Here is a 25617-nt window from a genome sequence, read left to right on the forward strand (position 1 = left end):
TGGCCTTCACACGGGGTGTGAACCGGCCGCGCCCCGCTTCACTCCGCCCGTCCGGCCCGGACACGCCCGCGCGGTACGTCCGCCGCGTCCGGCTGGGCGGGTACCCGGAGGCGGTCGTTGCACAGCACCAGCAGCGCCACGTCGTCGGACAGCCGCCCGCCGGAGTGCCGCAGCAGCGCGGCCCGCAGTCCTTCGACGACCGCGGAGGCGCGGCAGTCCCGGACCGACCGGACACTCTCGTCCAGCGCCCGGGGCAGCGGGAAGAACGTCCCGTCGGCGTCCCGGGCGTCCGTCGCCCCGTCCGTGTGCAGGAAGATCGCCTGGCCGGGCAGCAGCGGCGGGCAGTCCGTCACCGGCAGGTCGGCGGGCAGCGGGAAGAGGCCGAGCGGCGGCATCGGTTCGCCGGGCGCGTCCGGCAGCGCGCCGCTGCGGCTGAGCCGGTACGGCCAGGGGTGGCCGCAGTTGAGGGTCCGTACGGCGCCGTCCCGGGCGATCTCCACCAGCAGCACCGTCACGAACTCCTCGCAGAGCGGGTTCTCCGGCTCCCCGCCGCCCGCCGACGGGTGCTCCGCGCGGGCCCGTTCCCGCAGGTGCCGCTGGAGGGCGCGCTCCAGGCGCCGCAGCACATCGCCCAGTTCCGGCTCATCGTGGACCGCCTCACGGAAGCTGCCGAGCACCGCGGCGACCGTGCCCATGGCTCCGATGCCATGACCGCGTACGTCGCCGATGACGACCCGTACGCCGTGCCGTGTCGCCACGACGTCGTACAGATCGCCGCCGACCGTCGCCGCCTCGTCCGCCGCCAGGTGGTCGGCGGCGACCACGATGCCGTCCACGCGCGCGGGCGGCGGACGCAGCAGCACCCGCTGCGCCGCGGTGGCCACTCCCTTCGTACGTTCCAGTTCCCGCAGCAGGCGCAGCCGCCGGCCGGCGGTCAGATAGCTGGCGGCGACGACCACGAGGACGGCGCAGCACGTGCCGACACGGGTGAGGGGGTGCACGCCGGGGGACGCGCCGAACGGCAGCAGCGCCAGCAGGGCGCACAGGCCGCCGAGTACGACACACTGGCGCCGGCCCGTGCCGGCGCAGGCTATGGCGGGGGCCGCGGCGAGGAGCTGGAGGAACTGGCCTTCGGCGGGGGTGCACAGCTCCCAGACCAGCACGCCGAGCACCCACAGACCGGGCAGCACGAGGACGAAGGCCCGCCGGACCCGCGCGGCCCTCAGCCGCGCGGCACCCCGCCGCGCCCAGGATCGGATCATGCCGATGCTCCCCCAGCAACCATCGAGGCGGTCGGCCCGGCCCTTGTACGCGGCAGGCCCGCTGTCTGAGCACGCCGCATCGTCCGGTGACGATTCTTGCGACCTGGTGTGCTCAGGTGGACGCTTCGCGCTCCGATCTCACCCGATCGGGTGAAGGCTGGGGAAACGCACCGGGGCCCGGCGACGAACGTGAGGTGCGTCGCCGGGCCCCGGTGGGGTTCCCGTCAGGTACGGGCGCCGTCGGCGCGTGGATCACGCGCCGCGCAGCACCGCGCCCGTCCGCCCGACCGCGGCGGCGACCGCCGCGTCACGGGCGGCGGACGCCTCGTCGGCGGTCAGCGTCCGTTCGGGCGCCCGGAAGCGCAGCGCGTAGGCCAGGGACTTCTTGCCCTCGCCCACCTGCTCGCCGGTGAACACGTCGAACAGCCGCAGCGATTCGAGCAGTTCGCCCGCGCCGGAGCGGAGCGCCGCCTCGACCTCCGCCGCCGGGACCGACGCGTCCACGATCAGCGCGACGTCCTGGGTGGCGACCGGGAAGGTGGAGATCCGCGGCGCCTCGACCACGCCCAGACCGGCCCGCTCCAGGCGGTCCAGGTCGATCTCCATCGCGCAGGTGCGCTCCGGCAGGCCGAGCGCCTTGGTGACGCGCGGGTGCAGCTCACCGGCGTTGCCGACGAGCACCTCCTCGCCGTCGGTCAGGGCGAGCAGCGCGGCGCAGCGGCCCGGGTGGAAGGGCGCGTGCTGGTCCTGGCGGACGATCAGCTCGACGCCCGCCTCCCGCGCCACGGTGCGGCCCGCCTCGACGGCGTCCGCCCAGGTGGCCGGGCGGCCCTTGCCCCACCAGCCGTCCTGCTCACGGGCGCCGGCGAGCACCACCGCGACCCGGCGCGGCTGCTCGGGCAGCGCGGCGTCGAGCGCGGCGATCTCCTCGTCGGCCGGCCGGCGGTCGACGGGCAGCCGTACGGACGGCTGCTCGTCGCCGGTCGGCCGGAAGACCAGGCCGGTCTCGAAGAGCGCGAGGTCGTGCGAGCCCCGGCCGTCATTGCGGCGCAGCGCGCCGAGCAGGCCCGGGATCAGCGTCGTACGGAGCAGCGGCTCCTCGTCGGAGAGCGGGTTGACCAGCCGCACGGTCCGGCGGCGCGGGTCGTCGTCCTCGACGCCGAGCTGGTCGAGGACCGTCTCGCCGATGAACGGGTAGTTCAGCGCCTCGACGTAGCCGGCGCCGGCCAGCGCGCGGCCGACCCGGCGGTGCAGCCGCTGACGCTCGGTCAGGCCGCGCCCGGCGGGCGGCTTCGGCAGCGTGGAGGGCAGGTTCTCGTAGCCCTCCAGGCGGATGACCTCTTCGGCCAGGTCGTTCGGGTCGGTCAGGTCGGGCCGCCAGGACGGCACGGTCACGACCAGTTCATCCTGGCCGTACACGTCACAGCCCACCTGCTGGAGACGGCGTACGACGGTCTCGCGGCCGTACGTGACGCCCGCGACGCGGTCCGGGTGGTCCGCGCTCACGGTGATCGTGCGCGGCCCGCTGGGCGAGACGACCTCGGTGACGCCGGCCTCGGCGGAGCCGCCCGCGAGCAGCACCAGCAGGTCGACGGTACGCTGCGCCGCGGCGGACGCGGCCTGCGGGTCCACGCCGCGCTCGAAGCGCTTGGACGCCTCGGAGGTCAGCCGGTGGCGGCGGGCGGTACGGGCGATGGCCACCGCGTCGAAGTGCGCGGCCTCGATGACGACCTCGGTGGTGCCGTCGACCACGCCGGTCTCCGGATCGGCCACCGCGTCCGCGATCTCGGTGTTGGCACCGCCCATGACGCCCGCGAGGCCGATCGGGCCGCGGTTGTCGGTGATGACCAGGTCACCGGCGTCCAGGACGCGCTTGGTGCCGTCCAGGGTCGTCAGCTTCTCGCCGGGCTCCGCGCGGCGCACACCGATCGTGCCGTCCACGCGGGAGCGGTCGTAGGCGTGCAGCGGCTGGCCGAGCTCCAGCATCACGTAGTTGGTGACGTCGACGGCGAGCGAGATCGGGCGCATCCCGGCCTTCTGCAGACGGCGCTGTAGCCAGATCGGGGAGCGCGCCTCCGGGTCCAGCCCGACGACCGTACGGGCCGTGAAGCGGTCGCAGCCCATCGGGTCGGCGACCTTGACCGGGTAGCCGTAGGAGTTCGGCGGCGGCACGTCCAGCAGCGCGGGGTCGCGCAGCGGCAGGCCGTAGGCGATGGCGGCCTCGCGGGCGATGCCGCGCATGGACAGGCAGTCGCCGCGGTTGGCGGTGACGGCGATGTCCAGGACCTCGTCGACGAGCTGGAGCAGCTCGATGGCGTCGGTGCCGGGCTCGTACTCCGGGGGCAGCACGATGATGCCCCCGCTGCCGTCATCGCCCATGCCCAGCTCGTCGCCCGAGCAGATCATGCCGTGCGAGACCCTGCCGTACGTCTTGCGCGCGGCGATCTTGAAGTCGCCGGGCAGGGTGGCACCGGGAAGCACCACGACGACCTTGTCGCCGACCGCGAAGTTGCGCGCGCCGCAGACGATCTCCTGCGGCTCACCCGTGCCGTTGGCCTGGCCGACGTCGACCGTGCAGAAGCGGATCGGCTTCTTGAAGCCCTCCAGCTCCTCGATGGTCAGGACCTTGCCGACGACCAGGGGGCCTTCCAGACCGGCGCCCAGCTGCTCGACGGTCTCGACCTCCAGACCGGTGGCGACGAGTTTGGCCTGTACGTCACGGCCGGACTCACCGTCCGGCAGGTCGACGTACTCCCGCAGCCAAGAAAGCGGGACCCGCATCAGATCTCCATCCCGAAAGGCCGGGTGAACCGGACGTCACCCTCGACCATGTCTCGCATGTCCTCGACGTTGTGGCGGAACATCAGCATCCGCTCGATGCCGAACCCGAAGGCGAATCCGCTGTACTTCTCCGGGTCGACGCCGCAGGCCACCAGCACCCGCGGGTTGACCATGCCGCAGCCGCCCAGCTCGATCCAGCCCTCGCTGGAGCAGGTACGGCACGGGCGCTCCGGGTCGCCGACGGAGGCGCCACGGCACACGTAGCAGACCATGTCCATCTCGGCGGACGGCTCGGTGAACGGGAAGTAGTTCGGCCGCAGCCGGGTCTGCATCCCCTCGCCGAACAGCGCCTCGACCATGTGGTCCAGGGTGCCCTTGAGGTCCGCCATGGTCAGGCCCTCGTCGATGGCGAGCAGCTCGACCTGGGAGAACACCGGGGTGTGGGTGGCGTCCAGCTCGTCGGTGCGGTAGACGCGGCCGGGGCAGACCACGTACAGCGGCGGCTCGCGGTCGAGCATCGACCGGATCTGCACGGGCGAGGTGTGGGTACGCAGCACCACACCGGACTGGTCGGTCCCGGTCGCGGCGTTCTCGACGAAGAACGTGTCGTGCGTCGTGCGGGCGGGGTGGTCCGGCGAGAGGTTCAGGGCGTCGAAGTTCAGCCACTCCGACTCGACCTCGGGACCCTCGGCGACCTCGTAGCCCATGGCCACGAAGACGTCCTCGATCCGCTCGGACAGGGTGGTGAGCGGGTGCCGGGCACCCGGGCGGGCGCGGTCGTACGGCAGCGTGACGTCCACCGCCTCCTCGACCAGCACCCGGGCGTCGCGCTCCGCCTCCAGCTCCTCCTGGCGCTTCTTGAGCGCCTGGCTCACCTGGCCGCGTGCCTGGCCGACGCGCTTGCCCGCCTCGGCCTTGGCCTGCGGCGGCAGCGCGCCGATCTCGCGGTTGGCCAGCGCCAGCGGCGAGGTGCCGCCGGTCTGCGCGACCTTGACCTCGTGCAGCTCCTGGAGGTCACCCGCGGCGGCGATGGCGGCGAGCGCCTCGTCCCGCATCCGGGCGATCTCTTCCGGTTTCAGGGCCTCGACCTCGACAGGGTCGTACGACTTATTGGGTGCGGACATCTCTTCCCGTGCTTCCGATGGGCTTGGCGCGCGGCTTGCCCCCGACGTGTGCAGTGCCAAAGGTGCCAAAGGTGCAGTCTACGGGGCAGGGCGGCCGCGCCTCATCCGAGCCCCGACGGGGGTGGGCCCGCCGGGCGCCGCTCAGGCCATGAAGGCCGGGGTCCCGACGGGCAGGATAAATCGGAACAGGGCACCGCCGGCGGGCGCCCGGCCGACCGTGATCGTGCCGCCGTGGGCCTCGACGATGCCCTTGACGATATAGAGGCCCAGGCCGGTGCCGCCGCGCTTGCTGCCCCGCCAGAAGCGGGTGAAGACGCGGCTCATCGACTCCTCGGGAATGCCGGGGCCCTCGTCGCTCACGGTGACGCTCGTCCCTTCCGCCCCGGAGGCGCTCGATGCCGGTCCCACCTCGATGGTGACGGTTCCCTCACCGTGCCGCACCGCATTTTCCAGCAGGTTCCCCAGCACCTGGTCCACCTTGTCCGGGTCCGCCCACAGATCGGGCAGCGGCCCGACCATGCGGATCAGGAAGCGGTCCGGCAGCTGTCCCGCCGTCGTCTGCGCCTGGACGTGCCGGCGTACCGCGGAGACCATGTCCACCCGCTGGCGGCGCACCTCCAGACGGCCCGAGTCGATACGGGAGATGTCCAGCAGTTCGGCGATGAGCCGGGTGACGCGGTTGGCGTCCGCGTCCACGGTCTCCAGCATCAGGCGCTTCTGGTCGTCGGTGAAGCGCTCCCACTTCTGCAGCAGGGTGGCGGTGAAGCCCTTCACCGAGGTGAGCGGCGAGCGCAGCTCATGGGCGACGGTGGCGATCAGCTCGGCGTGGCTCAGCTCGGTGCGCCGCCGCGCCTCGGTGCCGCGCAGCGCGACGACCAGGCGCCGGACGGGGCCGGTGGGGTGGCTGCGTACGTACCGTGCGGAGACCAGCACCTCACGGCCGCCGAGCAGCAGGTTGCGCTCCGGCTGGCCGCTGCGGATCGCCAGTCCCCCGTACGGGTCGGTCAGCTGCCACCAGCGGCGGCCCTCGATGTCCTGGAGCGGCAGCGCCTTCTCCAACGGACGGCCCAGCGCGTCGTGCGGGTCGATGGCGGTGATCCGGGCCGCGGCGGCGTTGAAGCAGACGACCCGGCCGGTCTCGTCCGCGACGACCAGGCCGTCGGGCAGGTCGTCGGGGTGCAGCCCGGCGCCGGTGACCTCGGCCCCTAAGAGCCCGGGACCGCCGTCCGGACAGGGATCGGCAGCGACCGTCGTACCGGATGCCCTCGTACCCATCCCCGCTGCCCCCTTCCGGTCCCCCGGGCACGCAACACTACTAGTGCTGCGAGGCGGACCGGCACCCTCCGGTGGTGCGCTGGGCGCGGGCCGAGGCGTACAGGCAGACGGCGGCGGCCGTGGCCAGGTTGAGGCTTTCGGCCTTGCCGTGGATGGGGACGCGCACCACGGCGTCCGCCAGTGCGCGGGTCTCCTCCGGCAGCCCCCACGCCTCGTTGCCGAAGACCCAGGCCGTGGGGCCGCTCATGGTGCCCGCGTCCAGTTCGGCGTCCAGGTCGTCGGCGCCCGCGCCGTCGGCCGCCACGATGCGTACCCCGGCGTCCCGCAGCCCGCCGACGACCTGCTCGACCGGTACGCCCACGGCGACCGGGAGGTGGAAGAGGGAACCGACGGAGGCGCGTACGGACTTGGGGTTGTACAGGTCCACGGAGGCGTCGGTCAGCACGACCGCGTCGGCGCCCGCGGCGTCCGCGCAGCGCAGCACCGTACCGGCGTTTCCGGGGTCGCGTACGTTGGCGAGCACCGCGACCAGCTTGGGCCGGGCCGCCAGGATCTCCTCGAAGGGCGAGTCCAGGAACCGGCAGACGCCGATCAGGCCCTGCGGGGTGACGGTCTGGGAGAGCTCGGCGATGGTCGCGTCGTCGGCGAAGCGGACCGGCACACCGGCCGCCCGCACCGCGGCGACGATCTCCGCGTGCCGCTCGGCCGCCTCCGGGGTGGCGAACAGCTCGACGAGCGTGCGCTCGCCGCCGGAGCGGTGCTCGACGGCTTCGCGTACGGCCTGCGGGCCCTCGGCGATGAACCGGCGCTCCTTGCCGCGGAAGTTGCGGCGGGCCAGCCGCCGGGCGGCGGCGACGCGGGCGGAACGCGGGGAGATCAACTCGGGGGTGCCCATGGGCGGCGGCTCACTCTTCCTCGGGTGGGTGGGGCGTGCAGAAAGCGGCGGACCCGCAGGCCGGGGCCTGCGGGTCCGTGACGTGCCTCGGTCAGGCGCCGTGGTTCAGGCGGCCTTCGGGGCGTTGACGTCGCTCGGCAGCGCCTTCTGGGCCACCTCGACCAGCGCGGCGAACGCGTTGGAGTCGTTGACCGCGAGCTCGGCCAGGATCTTGCGGTCCACCTCGATGTTGGCGGCCTTCAGACCCTGCACGAAGCGGTTGTACGTCATGCCGTTGGCGCGGGCAGCGGCGTTGATGCGCTGGATCCACAGCTGACGGAAGTCGCCCTTGCGCTTCTTGCGGTCGTTGTAGTTGTAGACGAGGGAGTGGGTGACCTGCTCCTTCGCCTTGCGGTAGAGGCGGGAACGCTGGCCGCGGTAGCCGCTGGCCTGCTCGAGGATCGCCCGGCGCTTCTTGTGGGCGTTGACTGCCCGCTTGACGCGTGCCACTTGTTAACTCCTTGTAGCGGGGCCGTGGTTGTCGCCACACGGCCCGAATCGAATGGGTCCCGGTCCAGGTCCTGCTGCCGCGCCGTGGGGCGTGGCGGTCAGGACTTACTTGCCGAGAAGCTTCTTGATCTTCGCGGCGTCGCCCGGGGCCATCTCGGCGTTGCCGGTGAGGCGACGCGTCACGCGGGACGACTTGTGCTCGAGCAGGTGGCGCTTGCCGGCGCGCTCGCGCATCACCTTGCCGGAGCCGGTGACCTTGAAGCGCTTGCTGGCACCGCTGTGCGTCTTGTTCTTCGGCATGCGCCGTTCTCTCCTCTTGGATGGCGCCCCCACCGGCCGGGGCCGGCGCCCGGGGGCGTCAGATGTATCGGTTGGAATCCGGGGCGATCACCCCGGCGTGCTCCGGGGCCCCCGCCCTGGATCACGCCTCGGCGGGCTCCTCGGCGGGCTCCTCGACGTCCTGCTCGCTCTCGTGAGCAAGACCCTGGCGCTCCGCCTTGCGGGCAGCCTGCGCCTCGCGGGCCTCGGCCATCGCCTCGGTCTTCTTCTTGTGCGGACCGAGGACCATGATCATGTTGCGGCCGTCCTGCTTGGGGTTCGACTCGATGAACCCCAGGTCCTGAACGTCCTCCGCGAGCCGCTGCAGCAGTCGGAAGCCCAGCTCGGGGCGGGACTGCTCGCGACCACGGAACATGATCGTGATCTTGACCTTGTCACCCTGCTTGAGGAACCGGACGACGTGACCCTTTTTGGTGTCGTAGTCGTGCGGGTCGATCTTCGGCCGGAGCTTCATCTCCTTGATGACCGTGTGCGCCTGGTTCTTGCGCGCCTCACGGGCCTTCATGGCCGACTCGTACTTGAACTTTCCGTAGTCCATGAGCTTGCAGACCGGCGGACGTGCGTTCGCCGCCACCTCGACCAGGTCGAGGTCGTACTCCTGCGCAAGCTCCAGGGCTTTGGCAAGCGGCACAATGCCGACCTGCTCGCCACTGGGACCGACGAGTCGCACCTCAGGGACGCGAATCCGGTCGTTGATGCGGGGCTCGGCGCTGATGGATCCTCCTCGGTAGCACCACGCGACGGCCTGGCGGACTGCCGCGTAACGTCTGTTTCGATGTGACCAACCGCGCCGGAACGCGAAAAACGCCCCGGACGGGACACAGGCGGGGCTCCTCAAAGGATCAGGAGCACCGCCGCGATGTCATCGCGGGGCGCAGCCGGACCGTTGACCCGCCGACCGTGAGGTCGGTTCGGGTGGGAGATCGGAGCCTCCACTTGTGGGTCGGGCACGTCAGTACTCGACCGGTCGGATTCCCAGAATACACGAGCCGAGGGGCGGGCCCCACTCGGCTGCGGGAAGGCCGTGAGCGGCGGCCCCTTCCTCGCGCGCGGGCGGGCCGCAGGGGCGGACCTCCCTCGCGCGCGAGCGGGCCATATGGTTGAGCCGACCCCCTGAGCAGGAAGTGAAGCGCGAGCCATGAGTGACCAGACCCCGCAGCAGCCCGGACCGGCGGACCCGGGCGGCCCCGCCGCCCCCGTGAACCCGGACTTCGACTCCATGACCCGCGACATCGCGGACGTACCGGCCGTCGAGGTGATCACCACGGTCGCCGTGCACCTGATGTCCTCGGCGGCGGTCAACCTCGGGCTCGCCGAGGAGGGCGCCGAACACAAGGACCTGGACGAGGCCCGCAAGCTCATCCAGGCGCTGGCCGGGCTGGTCACGGCCAGCGCGACCGAGATCGGCTCCTACCACGCCGCTCCGCTGCGGGACGGGCTGAAGTCGCTCCAGCTCGCCTTCCGCGAGGCGTCCCTCGTGCCGGACGAGCCGGGGCAGGGGCCCGGGGAGAAGTTCACGGGGCCGGTTTACGGGTAGCCCGTACCGGGTGCGCACGAGGGGAGGCCGCTCCCGGTTCGATGCCGGGGGCGGCCTCCTTCTCGTGCTTCTCGTGCGGCCCCGGGGTACGGCCGGCGCACGGCGCTACACCGCGGAGCGCTCGTCCGCGACCAGCTTGGGTTCGTTCGGCGGGTGGGTGACCTGGTGCACCACCGCCGCCAGCGCGCCGCCGATCAGGGGCGCCACGATGAACAGCCACAGCTGCGACAGCGCGCCGCCGCCCGCGAACAGGGCCGGGCCGATGCTGCGGGCCGGGTTCACCGACGTCCCCGTGAGCGGGATGCCGATCAGGTGCACGACCGCCAGCGCCAGGCCGATCGGCAGCCCGTCGAAGCCGACCACCGCCACCCGGTGCGTGACCGCGAGCACCACGAACACCAGCAGGAACGTCAGCACGATCTCGGCCACGAAGGCGCCGCCGAGGTTGATGTGCACGGCCGAGCGGTCGGCCCACCCGTTGGACCCGAAGGCCTCGCTGGTCTTCAGACCCGGCACCTGCTTGGCGACCAGGAACAGCAGCGCGGCACCGACGATGCCGCCCAGCAGCTGGGCGATCCAGTACTCGATCGCCGTACGCGGCGTGATGCGGTGGGCCAGCAGCATGCCGAGCGTCACCGCCGGGTTGACGTGACTGCCCGAGATCGGGCCGATCGCGTACGCCAGGGCCAACAGGGTGAAGCCGAATGCCAGGGCGATGCCGAAGGTTCCGATGTACTCGCCGGCCAGCACGGCGGAGCCGACGGCGAAGAACACCAGGAGCAGCGTCCCGAGGAACTCGGATACGACCGTGCGGGTCTCCGTTGTCGTCTCCATGGGGCCTCCTCGCGCGGATCTTGCTCTCTCCTACGCATTGTGAGGCCGGTCACGGGGTTCCGCCTGTTGGCGGCGGCCCGCCGCGGCCCGCCGGCGGCGGGGTCCCGGCGGGAGACGCCAGCAGGTCGTCAGCAGGTCGTCAGCGGGTGAAGAAAGCGCCGGTGGTGTCGGCGCCGGACGGCAGCAGGGCAAGGTCGAGACCGCGTACGAGCCGGGAACGCAGCGTCTCATCGGCGGCCAGCGCCTCGGCCAGGCGCTGCGCCACGGCGGCCGGCGCGGCCTCCGGGGCGAGCCCGAGGGCCAGGGTCGCGTCGGCCTCCGCCGAGGGGTCCAGGCGGGCGGCCAGCACCTCCGGCTCGGCGGCCAGCAGAGCGCGCAGCGCGTCGGTGACGGCCGGGTCCTCGCGCGGGTCGCTGCTCTCCCGGCCCTCCGCGAGGGCCCGCAGCGCGGCGCCGGTCAGCTGGTACGTGGCCGGGCCCGCCAGATCGACGACGACGGTGTCCGCCTTCTCGTGGGCCGCGGCGAGCAGGGCCTGCCGCAGCGGTACCGCCACGGGGCGGGCGTCCGGGCGCCAGCGGTGCAGCGTCTCCATCGACGTGAAGGCGGGCAGCGCGCGGCGGCCGTCCGGGGCCTGCAGCGTCGGCACGGCCATGTCGCTGGTCTTCTCCCGCTTCAGACCGTCCGGACCGGTCTCCACCTCGCCGAGGACGGCGACGACCGGCACGAGGAGCCGGGCCCGGCTCAGCAGTCGCAGGAGCCGGGATTCGGTCTCGGCCGACGGGGCGGCCGCGTGATCCGTCAGCGCGGCGGTCAGCTCAGGGTCGGCGGTGCCGTCGTCGTCGGAGAAGTCCGAGGTGGGGATGTTTTTGAGCACGTGCCCGAGCCTAGCGGGGGGCCCTTTGGGCCCGGGGGTTGGGCCGGTCGGTCCTGGCCCTTTCAGGTGCGGCGGCGTTCGCCTGCGGCGGGCTGCGGGGGGGCGGTGGCCGTCGCTTGCGGGTGCGGCGGCTGGGTGTTTCGGCGGTGACCCGTTCGCTTGCGGGTGCGGCGCTGTTTGCGCCTGCGGCGGGCGGTGGCCGCTGCGCGGGGCGGTCAGGTTCGGGGGCGGGCCTGCGCGGCAGGCCGCTCCGGCCCGCCCCCTTCCGTGGGAAGGGTGGGAAGGAGGGGTCGTGGTTCTGGGGGTGGGTGGCTGGGTGCGGGTACGGGTGGGCTGGGACCGGTTCGGTGGGTGGTTGGGTGCGGCCTGGGGTGGGCTGGGGCCGGGGCGGTGAGGGGGGGCTGCGAGGGGGACTGATCAGATGCGTTTGCGCCAGAAGAGGGCGGAGGTGGTTATCAGGGCCAGGCCGGCGATTGTCGCTGTCCACGGGAGCCAGGTGGTGTTCCCGGTGGCCGGGGCGTTGGTCGGGCCGGCGCCGAAGTACTGCTTGTCGTAGGCCGCCGCTTCGGGCTTCTGGGGTGTGGGCTTGAGGGCCTTGCCCTTGTCGATGGCGGCGGCGGGGTCGACCATGCCCGCGCCCAGTTCGTCGTTGCGGCCGCCTTCCGGGGCGTCCTGGGCGGTGTCGGTGAGGAGCTTCTTGATCTGGGCGGGGCTGAGATCCGGGTGGGCGGAACGGATGAGGGCCACCGCGCCGGAGACGAAGGCGGACGCGGCGCTGGTGCCCCAGCCCTCGTAGTACTTGCGGTCGGGGTTGGCGATGACGACGCCGACGCCGGGCGCGCAGACCGTGGCGTACCAGCGGCGGGTGGAGAAGTCGGCGCGGGAGCCCCACTGGTCGACGGCGGTCACGGCGATCACGCCGGGGTAGGCGGCCGGGTAGGAGACGTGGTCGCCGTCCTTGCCGCCGTTGCCGGCCGAGGCGATGACGGGGACGCCCTTGCTCAGGGCGTACTGGATGGCGGCGTCCTCGCGGGGTTCGGGGTGCGCGGAGCTGCTGTCGTCGCCGAGGGACAGATTGATCACGTCGGCGCCGTGGTCGGTGGCCCAGCGGATGCCGTCGGCGAGGGCGCCGGCGCGTTCGGCGCGGGCGCGGCGGCGCTGCGGGTCGCTGTCCTCCAGGATGACGCGGACCGGGAGGATCTTGGCTTCGGGCGCGACTCCGATGACGCCGTCGGCCTGGTCGGCGCCGTGGCCGTGGCCGGCGATGATGCCGGACATGGCGGTGCCGTGCTCGGCCCAGGAGCCGTCGCCGGGCTGCGCGCCGAAGCCGACCAGGTCGTTGTCGGGCAGCACCTGGCCCTGGAGGTCGGGGTGGTCGGCGTCGACGCCGGTGTCCAGGACGGCGACGGTGATGCCGTCGCCCTTGGTGGTCTCCCAGGCTTGCTGGGCGTTCATGGCCTTCAGCGCCCATTCCTGGGCGCGTATGCCGTCGGCCTGGGCGGGCAGGGCGGGGAGCACGGTCAGCGCGGCGGCGGACAGCGCGAGGCCGACGGCGCGCAGCAGGGGCCTCCTGGTCATTGCGGCTCCGTGGTTCCCTTGGCGGCCTGCTTGCGGAAGGTCTGCTCGATGCGGTCGGCGACGGCCTTGGCGTCGTGGCCCAGTCCGGCTTCGGCGGGGGCGGTGGTGGCGCCGGTGCGGGTGGCTTCGGCGGCGGGCTGCGGGTCGTCGACAGGGCGGCCGTCGGCGAAGCCGGAGACGGCGTAGACGACGACGGGCAGGTCGTCGAGGACGCGGATGCTCCAGCTGGCACGCTGGGCGGGCCCGAAGTCCGCGGCGGGGGTGCCCTTGGCCGCGTACGGGCGGGGCATCAGGTCCGTACGGGTGTCGAGGTGTTCCTTGGCGAAGCGGCGGCGCAGGTCCTGCATGGTGGAGCGGTCGGCTTTGGCGGCGACGGCGCCGACGGTGACGAGGTTGGTGCGGGTGGCGTCGACGTAGGTGGCGCGTACGAGGCGGTCGCAGCCCACCGGCGCGAGGGCCTTGGCCAGCAGCGGGTCGAACGCGTTCGCGCAGCCGCTGTCGGGGGCGACGGCGGCGCGGATCCAGGTGCGGTCGGCGCCGCCGGGGCCGGTGCCCAGGCCGTTCAGGGTGCGGGGGAAGAGCGTGTCGACGGCGGTACTGTGCCAGACCTCGCGGCCCTGGGCGAAGACCGCTTCGGCGGCGGGGCTGCCGCTCGGGTCGTCGGCGAGCCAGGTGCCGGCGGTGGCGCCCGCGACCAGGCCGAGGCCGAGTACGAGTCCGGCGGCCGCAAGGACGGTGCGCCGGGGGGCCTTGGCGCCGCCGTGTGGCGGTGTCACGGGGACCGGTGGTGCGGACGGTCCGGTGAGCGGGGGGCCGGTGGGGGGTGGTGCGATGTCGGTCGGTGGCTGGGTGGGGGTCGGTGGGGTGGCCAGGCTTTGGGGGTGGGTTTCTGCGCCGTTCCAGAGGGCCTTGCTGTTGGCCAGGTGGAAGGCGGCGGTGTCGCGGGGGGTGGGTGCGGGGGTGGCGGAACGGTCCGCCGGGGTCTGCGCCGGGACGGGCGGGGTGTCCGTACGGGGTGGTGCGGGGACGTGGGCGGGGCGCGGGGGGACGCCGGCCGGGCGCGGGACGTCCGCCGAGGCGTGGGGCGTGGCCGGACTCGTGGTGGGTGCGGCGGGCGGCAGGGGGCCGGGGGTGGCGGGCCTGGTCGGCGGGACCGGGCGCAGGACGGCGGTCTGCGGGTCCTCGGCCGGCGGTGCCGGTACCTGTGGCGGGGTGCGGGGAAGACGAGGAGCGTCGGCGAAGTCGGCTTCGGTGCTCACCCGCGCTCCCCCTCGCGCCTGTGTTCCCCGGCCCGACCATCAATCGGGGCAGGGTGGTTCGTATCCGGACATCACACCGCTGACCTGCTGGTTGCGGCGTCCGCTCACTCTACGGGCTGGCGCCGCCGGTGCTCCAACTCGTCCGCCGTACCCGGGCGTCCGGCGCCCGGTCTGTCGTGTTCTCTCCCCCTACCCACCCGTAGCGCGTTCTGGCAGGCTGCGGGCCATGTCCGGGTACATGTGCGACACAGTTGGTGACAGGGCCCGCCTCGACCGGGCCACCGCCGGTCTGGACGCGCCGCTGGCCGTCGTCGATCTGGGGGCGTTCGATGCCAATGCCGCCGACCTGGTGCGGCGGGCCCAGGGCAAGCCGGTGCGGGTGGCGAGCAAGTCGGTGCGCTGCCGGGCCCTGCTGGAGCGGGCGCTGGCGCGGGACGGCTTCGCGGGGATCATGAGTTTCACGCTGGCCGAGTCGCTGTGGCTGGCCCGGTCGGGGTTCGAGGACGTCCTGCTCGCGTATCCGTCGGCGGACCGGGCGGGGTTCGGGGAACTCACCGCCGATCCGAAGGCGGCGGGGGCGGTGACCGTGCTGGTCGACGACGTGGCGCAGTTGGAGCTGATCGACGCGGCCCGGCCCGTGGGGGGCGGCGAGGAGGTCCGGGTGTGCCTGGAGTGGGACACCGCCTTCCGGCCGCTGGGCGGCCGGGTGCGGGTGGGCGCGCGGCGCTCGCCGCTGAGCCGGCCGGAGCAGGTGGCGGCGCTGGCCCGTGCGGTGACGCGTCGTCCGGGGTTCCGGGTGGCGGGTCTGATGGCGTACGAGGGCCATGTGGCGGGTGTGGGTGACGCGGTTGCCGGGCAGCCGCTGCGCTCGCGGGCCGTGCGGGCGATGCAGACGGCGGCGCGCCGGGACATCGCGCGGCGGCGCTGGGAGGTGGTACGCGCGGTGCGGGCCGAGGCGCCGGATCTGGAGTTCGTCAACGGCGGCGGTACGGGAAGTGTGCAGCACACGGCGGCGGAGGCCGCGGTGACGGAGGTGGCGGCGGGGTCGGGGCTGTATGTGCCGCGGCTGTTCGACAACTACCGGTCGTTCTCGGGCCGTCCGGCGGCGGTGTTCGCTCAGCCGGTGGTGCGGCGGCCGGGGGATGGTGTCGTGACCGTGCTGGGCGGTGGGTATCCGGCGTCCGGAGTCGCGGGGCGGGACCGGTCGCCGGTGCCGTATCTGCCCGAGGGGCTGCGTTACGACCCGCAGGAGGAGGCCGGGGAGGTGCAGACGCCGCTGCTGGGGCCGGCCACGGACGGGCTGCGGCTCGGCGACAAGGTGTGGTTCCGGCACGCGAAGGCCGGTGAGCTGTGCGAGCGCTTCGCGGAGCTGCATCTGATCGAAGGGGACCGGGTGGTGGCGACGGTGCCGACGTACCGCGGGGAGGGCCGCACCTTCCTGTAGCCGACAAGAAGGTACGGCCCTCCGGCCGGGTCAGGCGTGGATGCGGTCCTTCTGGTCGGGGACCACGGTGCCGTCGGGGCGGCGGACCGCGCCGAGGCCGCCGTCGGTGTTGGTGTAGCCCTTGGTGGCACAGGGGTACGTGCCGGACTTACGGGGCAGCGGCTCGATGAACATCGGGTTGACCACCCAGCGGCCGTCGGCGTTGTCGTAGCCGCGGCACATCAGTTCCGGCTGGTTGCGGTTGATGGCCAGGTGCACGCCGGTGGCGTCGTTGACGAAGGTGACGTCGGTGTTGGCGTCGCCGCCGCCGAGGGCGATGCGGTGCGCGGGGTCCTGGAACCGCCACGCCTCGGCGCCCTTGATCTTGAAGATCTCCTGGTTGATCAGGCAGCGCTTGCCGTCCATGTACGGCAGGACCTCGCCGTGGCCGTCCTTGACGTCGCCGCAGCCGCGGATGCCGGTGGTGAAGCGGCCGTTCTCCGTGAGGCTGCGGACGCCGATGGTGTGCGCGCGGTCGATGCCGACGCCGCCGGACCACGCCTCGGCGATGGTCTCGGAGGACGCGGAGACGATGTAGACCTGGAAGCCGGCCGCCTTGAGGGTGCGGATCAGGTCCTTCTGCTGGTCGTAGTAGCGGACGTAGCCGGCGAGCTGGTGGGTGCCGACGGTCTGCTTCGTGCCGATGGGCGCGGCGAGGTTCTCGGCGCGGGCCTGCTTGGCGTACGAGGTGACCTGGGCCGGGGTGAGGCCGGCGAACAGCTGCGGGATCCAGGCGTACTCGGGCTTGGTGCGGCGGTGGTTCCACTCGCCCGCGAAGGCGGCCTTGCCGCTCATGGTGCGGGCCTCGCTGCGGATCTCCATGATCTCGTCGGCGCAGGCGGCGTTCTTCGAGGTGCGCAGCGGGCGGCCGGCGGGTACGGAGGTGCCGCACGCCTTGGTCAGGGCGCGGTCGGCGGCGGTGGTCATCCAGGGGCTGGTGGACTTCCAGCTCTTGGGCCGCAGGATCTTGTCGTGCTTGAGCGACCAGGCGAGCGTGGCGTCGGAGATGTCGTTCTTGACGACGGTGTTGTCCCAGTCGAAGGCGGCGACGGGGCGGCCTTCGGGGCCCGGCTTGGGGTGGGAGCAGATACCGCGCTCGTCGATCATGCGCTGGATCCTGGCGCGATTGTTTCCGTACCACGTGATGCTCTTGGAGAGCTGCGGACAGCTCGTACGCTCCGGGGCCTTCGCGGGGTGCGCGGGCGCGGCGACCGCGGGGCCGGTGGCCGCGAGGGTGGTGACGGTCGCGGCGGTGGCGAGTCCCAGGGCGAGGGCGTGTCTGGTGCGCATGGTTCTCCGGTGATTGGGGCGGAATGTCGGCAGTGACGTTCCTGCGGGCAATGCACACCGGGGCCGGCGCGCCGGGGCGCCGGTCCCGGTGGTGATCTTCGGACTGTATCCGCGAAGAAGGCTGCGGCCTACACGGGTGTGACGTACGCCCCTGCGATCCCGCCGTCCACCAGGAACTCCGCGGCGTTCACGAAGGAGGAGTCGTCGCTGGCCAGGAAGGCGACCGCGGCCGCGATCTCCTCCGGCTCGGCGAACCGGCCGACGGGTACGTGCACCAGACGGCGCGCGGCCCGCTCCGGGTCCTTGGCGAACAGTTCCTTCAACAGCGGCGTGTTCACCGGCCCCGGGCACAGCGCGTTGACCCGGATGCCCTCGCGGGCGAACTGCACGCCCAGCTCGCGGGACATCGACAGCACGCCGCCCTTGGACGCGGTGTAGCTGATCTGCGAGGTGGCGGCGCCCATCACGGCCACGAAGGACGCCGTGTTGATGATGGAACCCTTGCCCTGGCGCTGCATGTAGGGCAGCGCGTGCTTGCAGCACAGGTAGACGGAGGTCAGGTTGACCTCCTGGACGCGCTTCCAGGCGTCCAGCCCGGTGGTGAGGATCGAGTCGTCGTCGGCGGGCGAGATACCGGCGTTGTTGAAGGCCACGTCCACCGAGCCGTACGTGTCGTACGCGGTCTTGAACAGCGCCTCCACCTGGTCGGAGTCGGTCACGTCCACCTGGACGAAGGTGCCGCCGACCTCCTCGGCGGCGGCCTTGCCCGCCGTCTCGTCGATGTCGGCGCAGACCACGTTGGCGCCCTCGGAGGCCAGGCGGCGGGCGGTGGCCAGGCCGATGCCGCTGCCGGCGCCGGTGATGACGGCGGTGCGGCCGACGAGGCGGCGGCACACGGGGGACTCGGCGCCGGTGGCCGCGGGGGTCTGGTCGGTCACTTAGCTCTCCTCGGTGCTGATGAAGATGTTCTTGGTCTCGGTGAAGGCGGCGAGCGCGCCGGGGCCCAGCTCCCGGCCGAGGCCGGACTGCTTGTAGCCGCCGAACGGGGTCCAGTAGCGGACGCTGCTGTGGGAGTTGACGGAGAGGTTGCCTGCGGCGACCGCGCCCGACACCCGCAGCGCGCGGGCCACGTCGCGGGTCCAGATGGAGCCGGACAGGCCGTACTCGGTGGCGTTGGCGAGCCGTACGGCCTCGGCCTCGTCCTCGAAGGGGATCGCGACGGCGACCGGGCCGAAGATCTCCTCGACGGCGGTGCGGTCGTCCGGCCTGCCCTCCAGGACGGTGGCCGGGTACCAGAAGCCCTTGCCCTTGGGCGCCTCGCCGCGGATGGCGGCGGGCGCGTCCTCGGAGACGTACGACCGTACGCGCTCGCGCTGGGCCGCGGAGATCAGCGGGCCCATCTGCGTCGCGGGGTCGGCCGGGTCGCCCGCGACGAACGCCTTCACGGCGGGCTCCAGCAGTTCCATGAAGCGGTCGTAGACCGAGCGCTGGACCAGGATGCGGCTGCGGGCGCAGCAGTCCTGGCCGGTGTTGTCGAGGAAGGAGCCGGGCGCGGCGGCCGCGGCCCGTTCGATGTCGGCGTCGGCGAAGACGATGTTGGGGCTCTTGCCGCCGAGTTCGAGGGTGAGGCGCTTGGTCTGCGCGGCGCACTTGGCGGCGATGTGGCGGCCGGTGGCGGTGGAGCCGGTGAAGACGACCTTGGCGACGCCGGGGTTTTCGACGAGGGCGTTGCCGGTCACCGCGCCCTCGCCCGGCAGGACCTGGAACAGGCCCTCGGGCAGGCCCGCCTCCAGCGCGTACTCGGCGAGGCGCAGGGCGGTGAGCGGGGTGGTCTCGGCGGGCTTGAGGAGGACGGCGTTGCCCGCCGCGAGCGCGGGGGCGGCGCCCCAGGCGGCGATCGGCATCGGGAAGTTCCAGGGCGCGATGACCGCGACGACGCCCAGCGGCTCCTGGACGGTGATGTTCAGACCGCCCGCGACGGGGATCTGGGTGCCGGTCAGCCGTTCCACTCCCCCGGCGGCGTAGTCCAGCAGGTCGACGACGTTGTTCGCCTCCCACCGGGCGTTGCCCAGCGGGTGCCCGGCCTCGGCCAGCTCCAGCCGGGCCAGCCGCTCGGTGTTCTCCTCGACGACCCTGGCGAACTGCCGCAGTACGCGGGCCCGGTCGCCGGGCGGCAGTGCGGCCCACTTCTCCTGCGCCGCCGCGGCCCGCCGGACCGCGGCGTCCACCTCGGCGGGGGTGGTGACGGGGACGACGGCTTCCGGTTCCTCGGTCGCCGGGTTGATGATGCGCAGCTCTTGCAACACGTCGCAGCTTTCCTTACATGCGCTCGAAGGAGCGGAAGCGCTCCCAGTCCGTGACGGCGGCGTCGTACGCGTCCTGTTCGACGCGGGCCATGTGGAGGTAGTGCTCGACGACCTCGTCGCCGAAGGCCTCGCGGGCGATGGGGCTGGCCTCCCACAGGGCGGCGGCCTCGCGCAGGGTGGCGGGGACGTGGTCGGCGTCGCCGGTGTAGGCGTTGCCGGTACACGCCTCGGGGAGTTCGAGTTCGTGCTCTATGCCGTACAGGCCCGCGGCGACCATGGCGGCGACCGCGAGGTACGGGTTGACGTCGCCGCCGGGCAGGCGGTTCTCCAGGCGGTGCCCGTGGCCGTGGCCGATGACGCGCAACGCGCAGGTGCGGTTGTCCGGGCCCCAGGCGACGGCGGTGGGGGCGAAGGAGCCGGGCCGGAAGCGCTTGTAGGAGTTGATGTTGGGGGCGTAGAAGAGCGTGAAGTCGCGCAGCGCGGCGAGCTGTCCGGCCAGGAAGTGCCGCATGACCTGCGACATGCCGTGCGGTCCCGCGTCGTCGGCCAGTACGGGCTGTCCGGCCTCGTCGCGCAGCGAGAGGTGGATGTGGCAGGAGTTGCCCTCGCGCTCGTCGTACTTGGCCATGAAGGTCAGCGCCATGCCCTCCTGGGCGGCGATCTCCTTGGCGCCGGTCTTGTAGACGGCGTGCTGGTCGCAGGTGGTCAGCGCCTCGTCGTAGCGGAAGGCGATCTCGTGCTGGCCGAGGTTGCACTCACCCTTGGCGGACTCCACGGTCATCCCGGCGGCGCCCATCTCGTTGCGGATGCGGCGCAGCAGGGGCTCGACGCGGCCGGTGCCGAGGACGGAGTAATCGGTGTTGTACTGGTTGGCCGGTGTCATGCCGCGGTAGCCGCGGTTCCAGGCGTCCTCGTAGGTGTCGCGGAAGACGATGAACTCCAGCTCCGTACCCGCGTACGCGCTCCAGCCGCGCTCGGCGAGCCGGTCGAGCTGGCGGCGCAGGATCTGCCGCGGTGAGGCGACGACGGGCGAGCCGTCGTGCCAGGCGAGGTCGGCGGTGAGCAGGGCGGTGCCGGGGTTCCACGGGGTGCGGCGCAGGGTGGCGGCGTCGCCGTGCATGGCGAAGTCCCCGTAGCCGCGCTCCCAGGAGGACATCGCGTAGCCCTGGACGGTGTTGACGTCCACGTCCACGGCCAGGAGGTAGTTGCAGCCCTCGGTCCCGTGCTCCAGCACCTCGTCGAGGAAGTGACGGGCGGCGAACCGCTTGCCGGTGAGCCTGCCTTGCATGTCGGTGAAGGCGAGGACGACAGTGTCGATCTCCCCGGCGTCGACGAGCCTTCTCAGCTCGTCGACGGAGAGCGGGGGCGTGCGGTCTGCCACGGTGGTGCCTCCTGTCGCTGCATCCGGAGGTCATAAGGTAGGCCCGCGAACCATTGGTTGGGAAGGGGTTCCGGTGGACGGTGCGGACAACGGCGTGTCGGGCGGACGGGGACACGGTACGGAGGACGGCCCGGCGGACCGGCTGGCGCCCGTACTGCGGCCGGTACGGGCGGGCAACGGCTTCGAGGAGGCGCTGGAGCAGATACTCCAGGTCGTCCGGCTGGGCCTGGTCCCCGGCGGCGAACGCCTGCCCGCCGAGCGGGAGTTGGCGGAGCGGCTGCACATCAGCCGGGTCACGCTGCGCGAGGTGCTCAAGGTCCTCCAGGACGAGGGCCTGGTGGAGAGCCGGCGCGGCCGGTACGGCGGTACGTTCGTCCGGCCGCGCCGGGAGACCGCGGGCGAGGACGAGCTGCGGCGCCGCGTCGAGAAGGTCGACGTCGAGGACACGCTGCGGTTCCGCGAGGTGCTGGAGGTGGGCGCCGCCGGGCTGTGCGCCGCGCACGGCCTGGACGACGCGCAGGCGCGGCGGCTGCGGGAGGCCCTGTCCGCCACCCACGACGCGCCGCTGGCGGACTACCGGCGGCGCGACACGCTGCTGCACCTGACGCTGGCCGAACTGGCCGGTTCGCCGTCGCTGGCGGCCCAGTACGCCGCGGTGCGGGCGGGCGTCAACGAGCTGCTGGACTGCATCCCGCTGCTGGTACGCAACCTGGAGCACTCGCAGGCGCAGCACACCGCCCTGGTCGAGGCCGTGCTGGAGGGGGACGCGGACGGCGCGCGGGAAGTGATGCGCGAGCACTGCGCGGGTACGGCCGCGCTGCTGCGGGGGTTCTTGACGGGGCCGCCTTCGTAACCAGTCTTTTACGCAGGGGGCTTGCGCTCGGCCGCACCGCGCGACAAAGGTATGCGGCTAAACCATTACTGCACTTCCCCCTCACTCACCCCTCGGCGAGGCAGGAGCGGCTCATGGCCGACAGCACGGACCCCCGTACCGCACCGCCCCCCGCCACCGCGGCCGGCGACCCGGCACCGCAGGACGCCTACCTCCAGAAGCGCATCCTGCGGCGCGGCAGCGCCGGCCCGCTCCTGCTCACCGGCCTGGGCGTCGCGTACGTCGTCTCCGGCGACTTCTCCGGCTGGAACAACGGCCTGGCACAGGGCGGCTTCGGCGGCCTGGCCATCGCCGCGGTCCTGATGGGCCTGATGTACACCTGTCTGGTCTTCGCGCTCGCCGAACTGGCCTCCATCCTGCCGACGGCGGGCGGCGGTTACGGCTTCGCGCGGCGCGCGCTGGGCACCTGGGGCGGCTTCCTGACCGGTACCGCCATCCTCATCGAGTACGTACTCGCGCCCGCGGCGATCTCCATCTTCATCGGCGACTACGTCGAATCCCTCGGCCTGTTCGGCCTGACCTCCAGCTGGCCCGTGTACCTCGCCTGCTTCGTGGTCTTCATCGGAATCCACCTGTGGGGCGTGGGCGAGGCCCTGCGCTTCAGCCTGGCCGTCACCGCCGTCGCGGTCGCCGCGGTCGTCGTCTTCGCGTTCGGCGCGCTCAGCGACTTCCACGTCAGCGCGCTGGACGACATCCCCGTCGACGCGGGAGCCTTCGGCGCCAGTTCCTGGCTGCCCTTCGGAATCCTCGGCATCTGGGCCGCGTTCCCGTTCGGCATGTGGTTCTTCCTCGGCATCGAGGGCGTACCGCTGGCCGCCGAGGAGACCAGGGACCCGGCCCGTACGCTGCCGAAGGCGATGGCCGCCGCGATGGGCATCCTGCTGCTGCTCGCCCTGGTCACCTTCGTCGCCGCGACCGGCGCCCGCGGCTCCGCCGCCATCCAGTCCGTGGGCGACCCACTCGTGCAGGCGCTCCAGCCGCACGGCGCGCCCACCACCGTCTCCCGCATCGTCAACTACGCGGGTCTGGCGGGCCTGGTGGCCTCCTTCTTCTCCCTGATCTTCGCCGGTTCGCGGCAGCTCTTCGCGCTTTCCCGGGCCGGCTACCTGCCCCGCTTCCTGTCCCTGACCAGCCGCCGCAAGGCCCCGTACCTGGCGCTGCTGGTGCCCGGCGCGCTGGGCTTCGCGCTGGCCGCCGCGACCGGCGACGGCGCCCGGATGCTCAACATCGCCGTCTTCGGCGCCACCATCTCCTACGCCCTGATGTCGCTCTCGCACATCGTGCTGCGCCGCCGCGAACCGGAGCTGCACCGCCCGTACCGCACCCCCGGCGGCATCCTCACCTCGTCCACCGCCTTCGTCCTGGCCTGTGCCGCGCTGGTGGCGACGTTCCTCGTCGACAAGCAGGCCGCCCTGATGGCTCTCGGCGTCTACGTCATCGCCCTGGCGTACTTCGCGTTCTACTCCCGGCACCGGCTGGTCGCGGCGGCCCCGGAGGAGGAGTTCGCGGCGCTCGCCGCGGCCGAGGCCGAGCTGGAACGCGACTGACCGGCAGCCCGCCGGGACCGTCACCCCGAAGTCCGCCCCCGCACCCTCCGGAGGACCCGTGCCCACGCCCCCGCCCCTCATCGGCGTCACCACCTATGTCGCCGACGACGCCCGCTGGGGCGTCTGGGCCCTGCCCGCCGCCGTGCTTCCGGCCGGCTACCACCGTCTCGTCCAGCGCTGCGGGGGCCTCGCCGCGCTGCTGCCGCCCGGCGACCCGGGCACCGCGGCCGCGGCCGTCGCCCGGCTGGACGGCCTGGTGATCGCGGGCGGCCCGGACGTGGAGCCCGTACGGTACGGAGCCGACACCGACCCGCGCACCGGCCCTCCGGCGCGCGACCGGGACACCTGGGAGCTGGCGCTGATCGACGCCGCGCTGGAGGCGCGCGTACCGCTGCTCGGTGTCTGCCGCGGGATGCAGTTGCTGAACGTCGCCCTGGGCGGCACCCTCGTCCAGCACATCGACGGGCACGCGGGCCCGGTCGGTGTCTTCGGCCGCCACGAGGTCAAGCCGGAGCCGGACACCCTGCTCGGCGGGATTCTTCCCGAGGCGGTGTCCGTACCGACGTACCACCACCAGGCCGTGGACCGGCTCGGCAGCGGCCTGCTCCCCTCCGCCCACGCGGCGGACGGCACGGTCGAGGCCCTGGAGCTGCCCGGCGCCGGGCACTTCGTGCTGTCCGTGCAGTGGCATCCGGAGGCCGGGGACGACACCCGGGTGATGGACGCGCTGGTGCGGGCGGCGGGCGGTTCCTGAAAACCGCTCCCGAGAACTGCAAATTGCGGCGGCAAACCCACCCGTTTCAGCGATGCCCTCCCGCACCGCAGCCTGGATACGCTCGCTGAACCGACGCTGACCTGCGTCAACGCCGGGGGCTCGGCCGATTTCGGCGGAGCCCGGCTTCGTGCTGTCCTGCCTACGGAAGTGGGTCCTGCCATGACGTACCGACGCCACCTGAAGTCCGCCGCCGCCGTGGGGCTGTCCGCCACCCTGGCCCTCGGCATCCTCACCCAGTCCGGCTCCGCCGCCGTGGCCGCCCCCGGCCAGTGCGGCGGCAGTGAGAACGACTACATCCAGGCGCCGCAGGCCGGCGCGAGAGCGGCGTTCGAGCTGTCCAAGCCGTACACCCAGGACGGCACCAAAGTACGGACCGTGCAGTTCGACGCGAACAACTCGCTCACGGTCGTGCCGACGGACTCCGCGAGCACGGCGCAGGGCAACTGGATCTTCGAAGCACCGAACGGCAGCAATCCCGCCAAGAGGGGAGTGGTCACCTTCGTGACGCAGGTGACCACGTCCGACGGAGCGCGCTACCGCACCGTCTTCACCGTCCCCGTCCCGGTCTGCAACCCGCGTAACCGGCAGCGGCCCACCAACGTCTTCCAGATCAGAGGCGACCGCACGGTCACCGTCATCGCCCCCAACGGCCGGACGGCCACCGGCGCGGACGCCGCATACCAGGCCGACCGCTGAGCCGAGCCCTCACGGCAGGGCCCGGGTCAGCCCCAGCAGATGGCGGGCCGGGCCCGCCGGCCGGTGCCCGGACGGCCAGACGGCCCGCAGGTCGCGGCCGAAGCCCGTACCGAGTACGGGCACCTCGACCAGCCGCCGCGCCGCCAGCTCCTCCCCCACGGCCAGTTCGCTCAGCACCGACGGGCCGGCGCCGCTCACCGCCGCGGCCTTGACCGCCGTCGTGGAGGCCAGTTCCAGCAGCGGCGCCGCGAGTCCGCCGTGCCCGGCCAGTGCCGCGTCCAGGACCTGGCGGGTGCCGGAGCCGCGTTCGCGCAGGATCAGCGCGGTTGCGGCCAGTTCGGCCAGCGTCAGGTCCGTACGGCGCCGGGCCCACGGGTGGGCGGGCGCGACGACCACCACCAGCCGGTCGTGGCCGATGACCGCGCCGTCCAGTCCGGCGGGCACGTCCAGTCCCTCCACGAACCCGAGGTCGGCCTCGCCCGCGAGGAGCCGTTCGGCTACCGCGGCGGAGTTCCCGGCCAGCAGGGACACCGCGGTGTCCGGGCGCTGCCCGCGCAGCGCGATGAGCCAGCCCGGCAGCAGGTACTCGGCGATGGTCATACTGGCGGCGACCCGCAGCCGCGAGTCCCGGCGCCCGCGCAGCGCCTGGGCGCCCGCGTCGAACGCCTCGGCCGCCTCCACCACCCGCCGCGCCCAGTCCGTGACCAGCGCGCCCGCGTCCGTCAGGCGCGATCCGCGCGGCGAGCGCTCGACGAGGGCCACGCCCAGCTGCTGTTCCATCGAGCGGATCCGGCTGCTGGCGGCGGGCTGGCTGATGCCGCGTTCGCGGGCGGCCCGGCCGAGGCTGCCGAGCCGGGCGACGGCGAGCAGCAGCTCCAGCGCGCCGAGGTCCGGTACACGGTGCGAGAGCGGGGTCACGGGCCCGGTTCCGGACGGCTCGGTGTTCACGCTGGTCATAACTCCACCTTATGTCCCCATAGGCGCGGGGTCCCTGGTGGGC

23 protein-coding genes are annotated in these 25617 nt (G+C 73.0%); 6 read left to right on the top strand and 17 right to left on the bottom strand.

Features of this window, described 5'->3' with window-relative positions; translation table 11 throughout:
- Positions 1–38: 38 nt before the first annotated feature.
- The 8 genes from ACZ53K_RS14030 to infC form a co-directional block, all read right to left on the bottom strand.
- On the bottom strand, positions 39–1262 hold the full coding sequence (locus tag ACZ53K_RS14030; protein ID WP_468835341.1) for a PP2C family protein-serine/threonine phosphatase: 1224 nt from the start codon (positions 1260–1262) through the stop codon (positions 39–41).
- A gap of 252 nt (positions 1263–1514) precedes the next feature.
- Positions 1515–4043, bottom strand: a complete 2529-nt coding sequence (gene pheT, locus ACZ53K_RS14035) for a phenylalanine--tRNA ligase subunit beta (RefSeq protein ID WP_468835344.1) — start codon at positions 4041–4043, stop codon at positions 1515–1517.
- Complete coding sequence (gene pheS / locus ACZ53K_RS14040; protein ID WP_468484641.1) at positions 4043–5167, bottom strand: phenylalanine--tRNA ligase subunit alpha; 1125 nt, start codon at positions 5165–5167, stop codon at positions 4043–4045. The genes pheT and pheS overlap by 1 nt, the downstream gene beginning before the upstream one ends.
- 141 nt (positions 5168–5308) lie before the next feature.
- Positions 5309–6442, bottom strand: coding sequence for a sensor histidine kinase (locus ACZ53K_RS14045; RefSeq protein ID WP_468835348.1), 1134 nt, complete (start codon positions 6440–6442; stop codon positions 5309–5311).
- 40 nt (positions 6443–6482) lie between these two features.
- Positions 6483–7337 carry a TrmH family RNA methyltransferase gene (locus ACZ53K_RS14050; protein ID WP_468835351.1) on the bottom strand — a complete coding sequence of 285 codons (855 nt, stop codon included), beginning with the start codon at positions 7335–7337 and terminating at the stop codon, positions 6483–6485.
- 105 nt (positions 7338–7442) lie between these two features.
- Entirely contained in the window at positions 7443–7826 is a 384-nt protein-coding gene (gene rplT, locus ACZ53K_RS14055; RefSeq protein WP_030017690.1) for a 50S ribosomal protein L20, read from the bottom strand.
- Positions 7827–7931: 105 nt separating this feature from the next.
- Complete coding sequence (gene rpmI / locus ACZ53K_RS14060) at positions 7932–8126, bottom strand: 50S ribosomal protein L35 (protein ID WP_030017691.1); 195 nt, start codon at positions 8124–8126, stop codon at positions 7932–7934.
- A gap of 121 nt (positions 8127–8247) precedes the next feature.
- A complete protein-coding gene (infC, locus tag ACZ53K_RS14065) occupies positions 8248–8880 on the bottom strand; it encodes a translation initiation factor IF-3 (protein ID WP_078623950.1) in 633 nt (210 codons plus the stop codon).
- A gap of 423 nt (positions 8881–9303) precedes the next feature.
- Here infC and ACZ53K_RS14070 point away from each other — a divergent pair, with 423 nt between their 5' ends.
- Positions 9304–9702, top strand: a complete 399-nt coding sequence (locus ACZ53K_RS14070; RefSeq protein ID WP_468835355.1) for a DUF1844 domain-containing protein — start codon at positions 9304–9306, stop codon at positions 9700–9702.
- Positions 9703–9807: 105 nt separating this feature from the next.
- Here ACZ53K_RS14070 and ACZ53K_RS14075 read toward each other — a convergent pair whose 3' ends face one another.
- From ACZ53K_RS14075 to ACZ53K_RS14090, 4 genes are all read right to left on the bottom strand, one after another.
- A complete protein-coding gene (locus tag ACZ53K_RS14075; protein WP_468835358.1) occupies positions 9808–10536 on the bottom strand; it encodes an MIP family channel protein in 729 nt (242 codons plus the stop codon).
- Positions 10537–10675: 139 nt separating this feature from the next.
- On the bottom strand, positions 10676–11410 hold the full coding sequence (locus ACZ53K_RS14080) for an SseB family protein (RefSeq protein ID WP_468835360.1): 735 nt from the start codon (positions 11408–11410) through the stop codon (positions 10676–10678).
- A 417-nt stretch (positions 11411–11827) separates the two neighbouring features.
- Positions 11828–12988 (bottom strand): type VII secretion-associated serine protease mycosin, encoded by a 1161-nt coding sequence (gene mycP, locus ACZ53K_RS14085; RefSeq protein ID WP_468835363.1) that lies wholly within the window; start codon positions 12986–12988, stop codon positions 11828–11830.
- The gene (locus ACZ53K_RS14090) at positions 12985–14247 is read right to left on the bottom strand and encodes a hypothetical protein (RefSeq protein WP_468835366.1); all 1263 of its coding nucleotides are present in this window, start codon (positions 14245–14247) and stop codon (positions 12985–12987) included. The genes mycP and ACZ53K_RS14090 overlap by 4 nt, the downstream gene beginning before the upstream one ends.
- Before the next feature lie 226 nt (positions 14248–14473).
- On the opposite strand from ACZ53K_RS14090, the gene ACZ53K_RS14095 reads away from it, so the two are divergent.
- On the top strand, positions 14474–15691 hold the full coding sequence (locus ACZ53K_RS14095; protein WP_468835369.1) for an amino acid deaminase/aldolase: 1218 nt from the start codon (positions 14474–14476) through the stop codon (positions 15689–15691).
- A 30-nt stretch (positions 15692–15721) separates the two neighbouring features.
- Here the strand turns inward: ACZ53K_RS14095 and ACZ53K_RS14100 are convergent, their stop codons facing one another.
- From ACZ53K_RS14100 to ACZ53K_RS14115, 4 genes are all read right to left on the bottom strand, one after another.
- A complete protein-coding gene (locus ACZ53K_RS14100) occupies positions 15722–17020 on the bottom strand; it encodes an HAD family hydrolase (protein WP_468835372.1) in 1299 nt (432 codons plus the stop codon).
- Between the two features lie 128 nt (positions 17021–17148).
- A complete protein-coding gene (locus ACZ53K_RS14105) occupies positions 17149–17958 on the bottom strand; it encodes a 3-oxoacyl-ACP reductase (protein ID WP_468835375.1) in 810 nt (269 codons plus the stop codon).
- Positions 17959–19326, bottom strand: a complete 1368-nt coding sequence (locus ACZ53K_RS14110; RefSeq protein ID WP_468835378.1) for an aldehyde dehydrogenase family protein — start codon at positions 19324–19326, stop codon at positions 17959–17961.
- Between the two features lie 13 nt (positions 19327–19339).
- Positions 19340–20707 (bottom strand): glutamine synthetase family protein, encoded by a 1368-nt coding sequence (locus ACZ53K_RS14115; protein WP_468835381.1) that lies wholly within the window; start codon positions 20705–20707, stop codon positions 19340–19342.
- A gap of 94 nt (positions 20708–20801) precedes the next feature.
- Between ACZ53K_RS14115 and ACZ53K_RS14120 the strand changes: the two genes are divergently transcribed.
- The 4 genes from ACZ53K_RS14120 to ACZ53K_RS14135 all read left to right on the top strand — a co-directional run bounded on the left by ACZ53K_RS14120 (position 20802) and on the right by ACZ53K_RS14135 (position 24617).
- Positions 20802–21560: a FadR/GntR family transcriptional regulator gene (locus tag ACZ53K_RS14120; RefSeq protein WP_468835910.1), complete on the top strand. Its 759-nt coding sequence runs from the start codon at positions 20802–20804 to the stop codon at positions 21558–21560.
- 113 nt (positions 21561–21673) lie between these two features.
- Positions 21674–23146, top strand: a complete 1473-nt coding sequence (eat, locus tag ACZ53K_RS14125) for an ethanolamine permease (protein ID WP_468835383.1) — start codon at positions 21674–21676, stop codon at positions 23144–23146.
- 58 nt (positions 23147–23204) lie between these two features.
- Complete coding sequence (locus ACZ53K_RS14130) at positions 23205–23900, top strand: gamma-glutamyl-gamma-aminobutyrate hydrolase family protein (protein WP_468835386.1); 696 nt, start codon at positions 23205–23207, stop codon at positions 23898–23900.
- A gap of 180 nt (positions 23901–24080) precedes the next feature.
- Positions 24081–24617: a hypothetical protein gene (locus tag ACZ53K_RS14135; RefSeq protein WP_468835389.1), complete on the top strand. Its 537-nt coding sequence runs from the start codon at positions 24081–24083 to the stop codon at positions 24615–24617.
- A 9-nt stretch (positions 24618–24626) separates the two neighbouring features.
- Here ACZ53K_RS14135 and ACZ53K_RS14140 read toward each other — a convergent pair whose 3' ends face one another.
- Positions 24627–25574, bottom strand: coding sequence for a LysR family transcriptional regulator (locus ACZ53K_RS14140; RefSeq protein WP_468835392.1), 948 nt, complete (start codon positions 25572–25574; stop codon positions 24627–24629).
- Positions 25575–25617 lie beyond the last annotated feature (43 nt).

The sequence above is a fragment of the Streptomyces sp. NPDC033221 genome, assembly GCF_055577005.1.

What these genes read in the sequence shown, in the direction of transcription:
- rpmI (WP_030017691.1), bottom strand. Translation starts at nt 8,126, where the DNA reads ATGCCGAAGAACAAGACGCACAGCGGTGCCAGCAAGCGCTTCAAGGTC.
- ACZ53K_RS14135 (WP_468835389.1), top strand. Translation starts at nt 24,081, where the DNA reads ATGACGTACCGACGCCACCTGAAGTCCGCCGCCGCCGTGGGGCTGTCC.
- mycP (WP_468835363.1), bottom strand. Translation starts at nt 12,988, where the DNA reads ATGACCAGGAGGCCCCTGCTGCGCGCCGTCGGCCTCGCGCTGTCCGCC.
- pheS (WP_468484641.1), bottom strand. Translation starts at nt 5,167, where the DNA reads ATGTCCGCACCCAATAAGTCGTACGACCCTGTCGAGGTCGAGGCCCTG.
- ACZ53K_RS14030 (WP_468835341.1), bottom strand. Translation starts at nt 1,262, where the DNA reads ATGATCCGATCCTGGGCGCGGCGGGGTGCCGCGCGGCTGAGGGCCGCG.
- ACZ53K_RS14140 (WP_468835392.1), bottom strand. Translation starts at nt 25,574, where the DNA reads ATGACCAGCGTGAACACCGAGCCGTCCGGAACCGGGCCCGTGACCCCG.
- ACZ53K_RS14095 (WP_468835369.1), top strand. Translation starts at nt 14,474, where the DNA reads ATGTCCGGGTACATGTGCGACACAGTTGGTGACAGGGCCCGCCTCGAC.
- pheT (WP_468835344.1), bottom strand. Translation starts at nt 4,043, where the DNA reads ATGCGGGTCCCGCTTTCTTGGCTGCGGGAGTACGTCGACCTGCCGGAC.
- eat (WP_468835383.1), top strand. Translation starts at nt 21,674, where the DNA reads ATGGCCGACAGCACGGACCCCCGTACCGCACCGCCCCCCGCCACCGCG.
- ACZ53K_RS14070 (WP_468835355.1), top strand. Translation starts at nt 9,304, where the DNA reads ATGAGTGACCAGACCCCGCAGCAGCCCGGACCGGCGGACCCGGGCGGC.
- ACZ53K_RS14075 (WP_468835358.1), bottom strand. Translation starts at nt 10,536, where the DNA reads ATGGAGACGACAACGGAGACCCGCACGGTCGTATCCGAGTTCCTCGGG.
- ACZ53K_RS14045 (WP_468835348.1), bottom strand. Translation starts at nt 6,442, where the DNA reads ATGGGTACGAGGGCATCCGGTACGACGGTCGCTGCCGATCCCTGTCCG.
- ACZ53K_RS14100 (WP_468835372.1), bottom strand. Translation starts at nt 17,020, where the DNA reads ATGCGCACCAGACACGCCCTCGCCCTGGGACTCGCCACCGCCGCGACC.
- ACZ53K_RS14050 (WP_468835351.1), bottom strand. Translation starts at nt 7,337, where the DNA reads ATGGGCACCCCCGAGTTGATCTCCCCGCGTTCCGCCCGCGTCGCCGCC.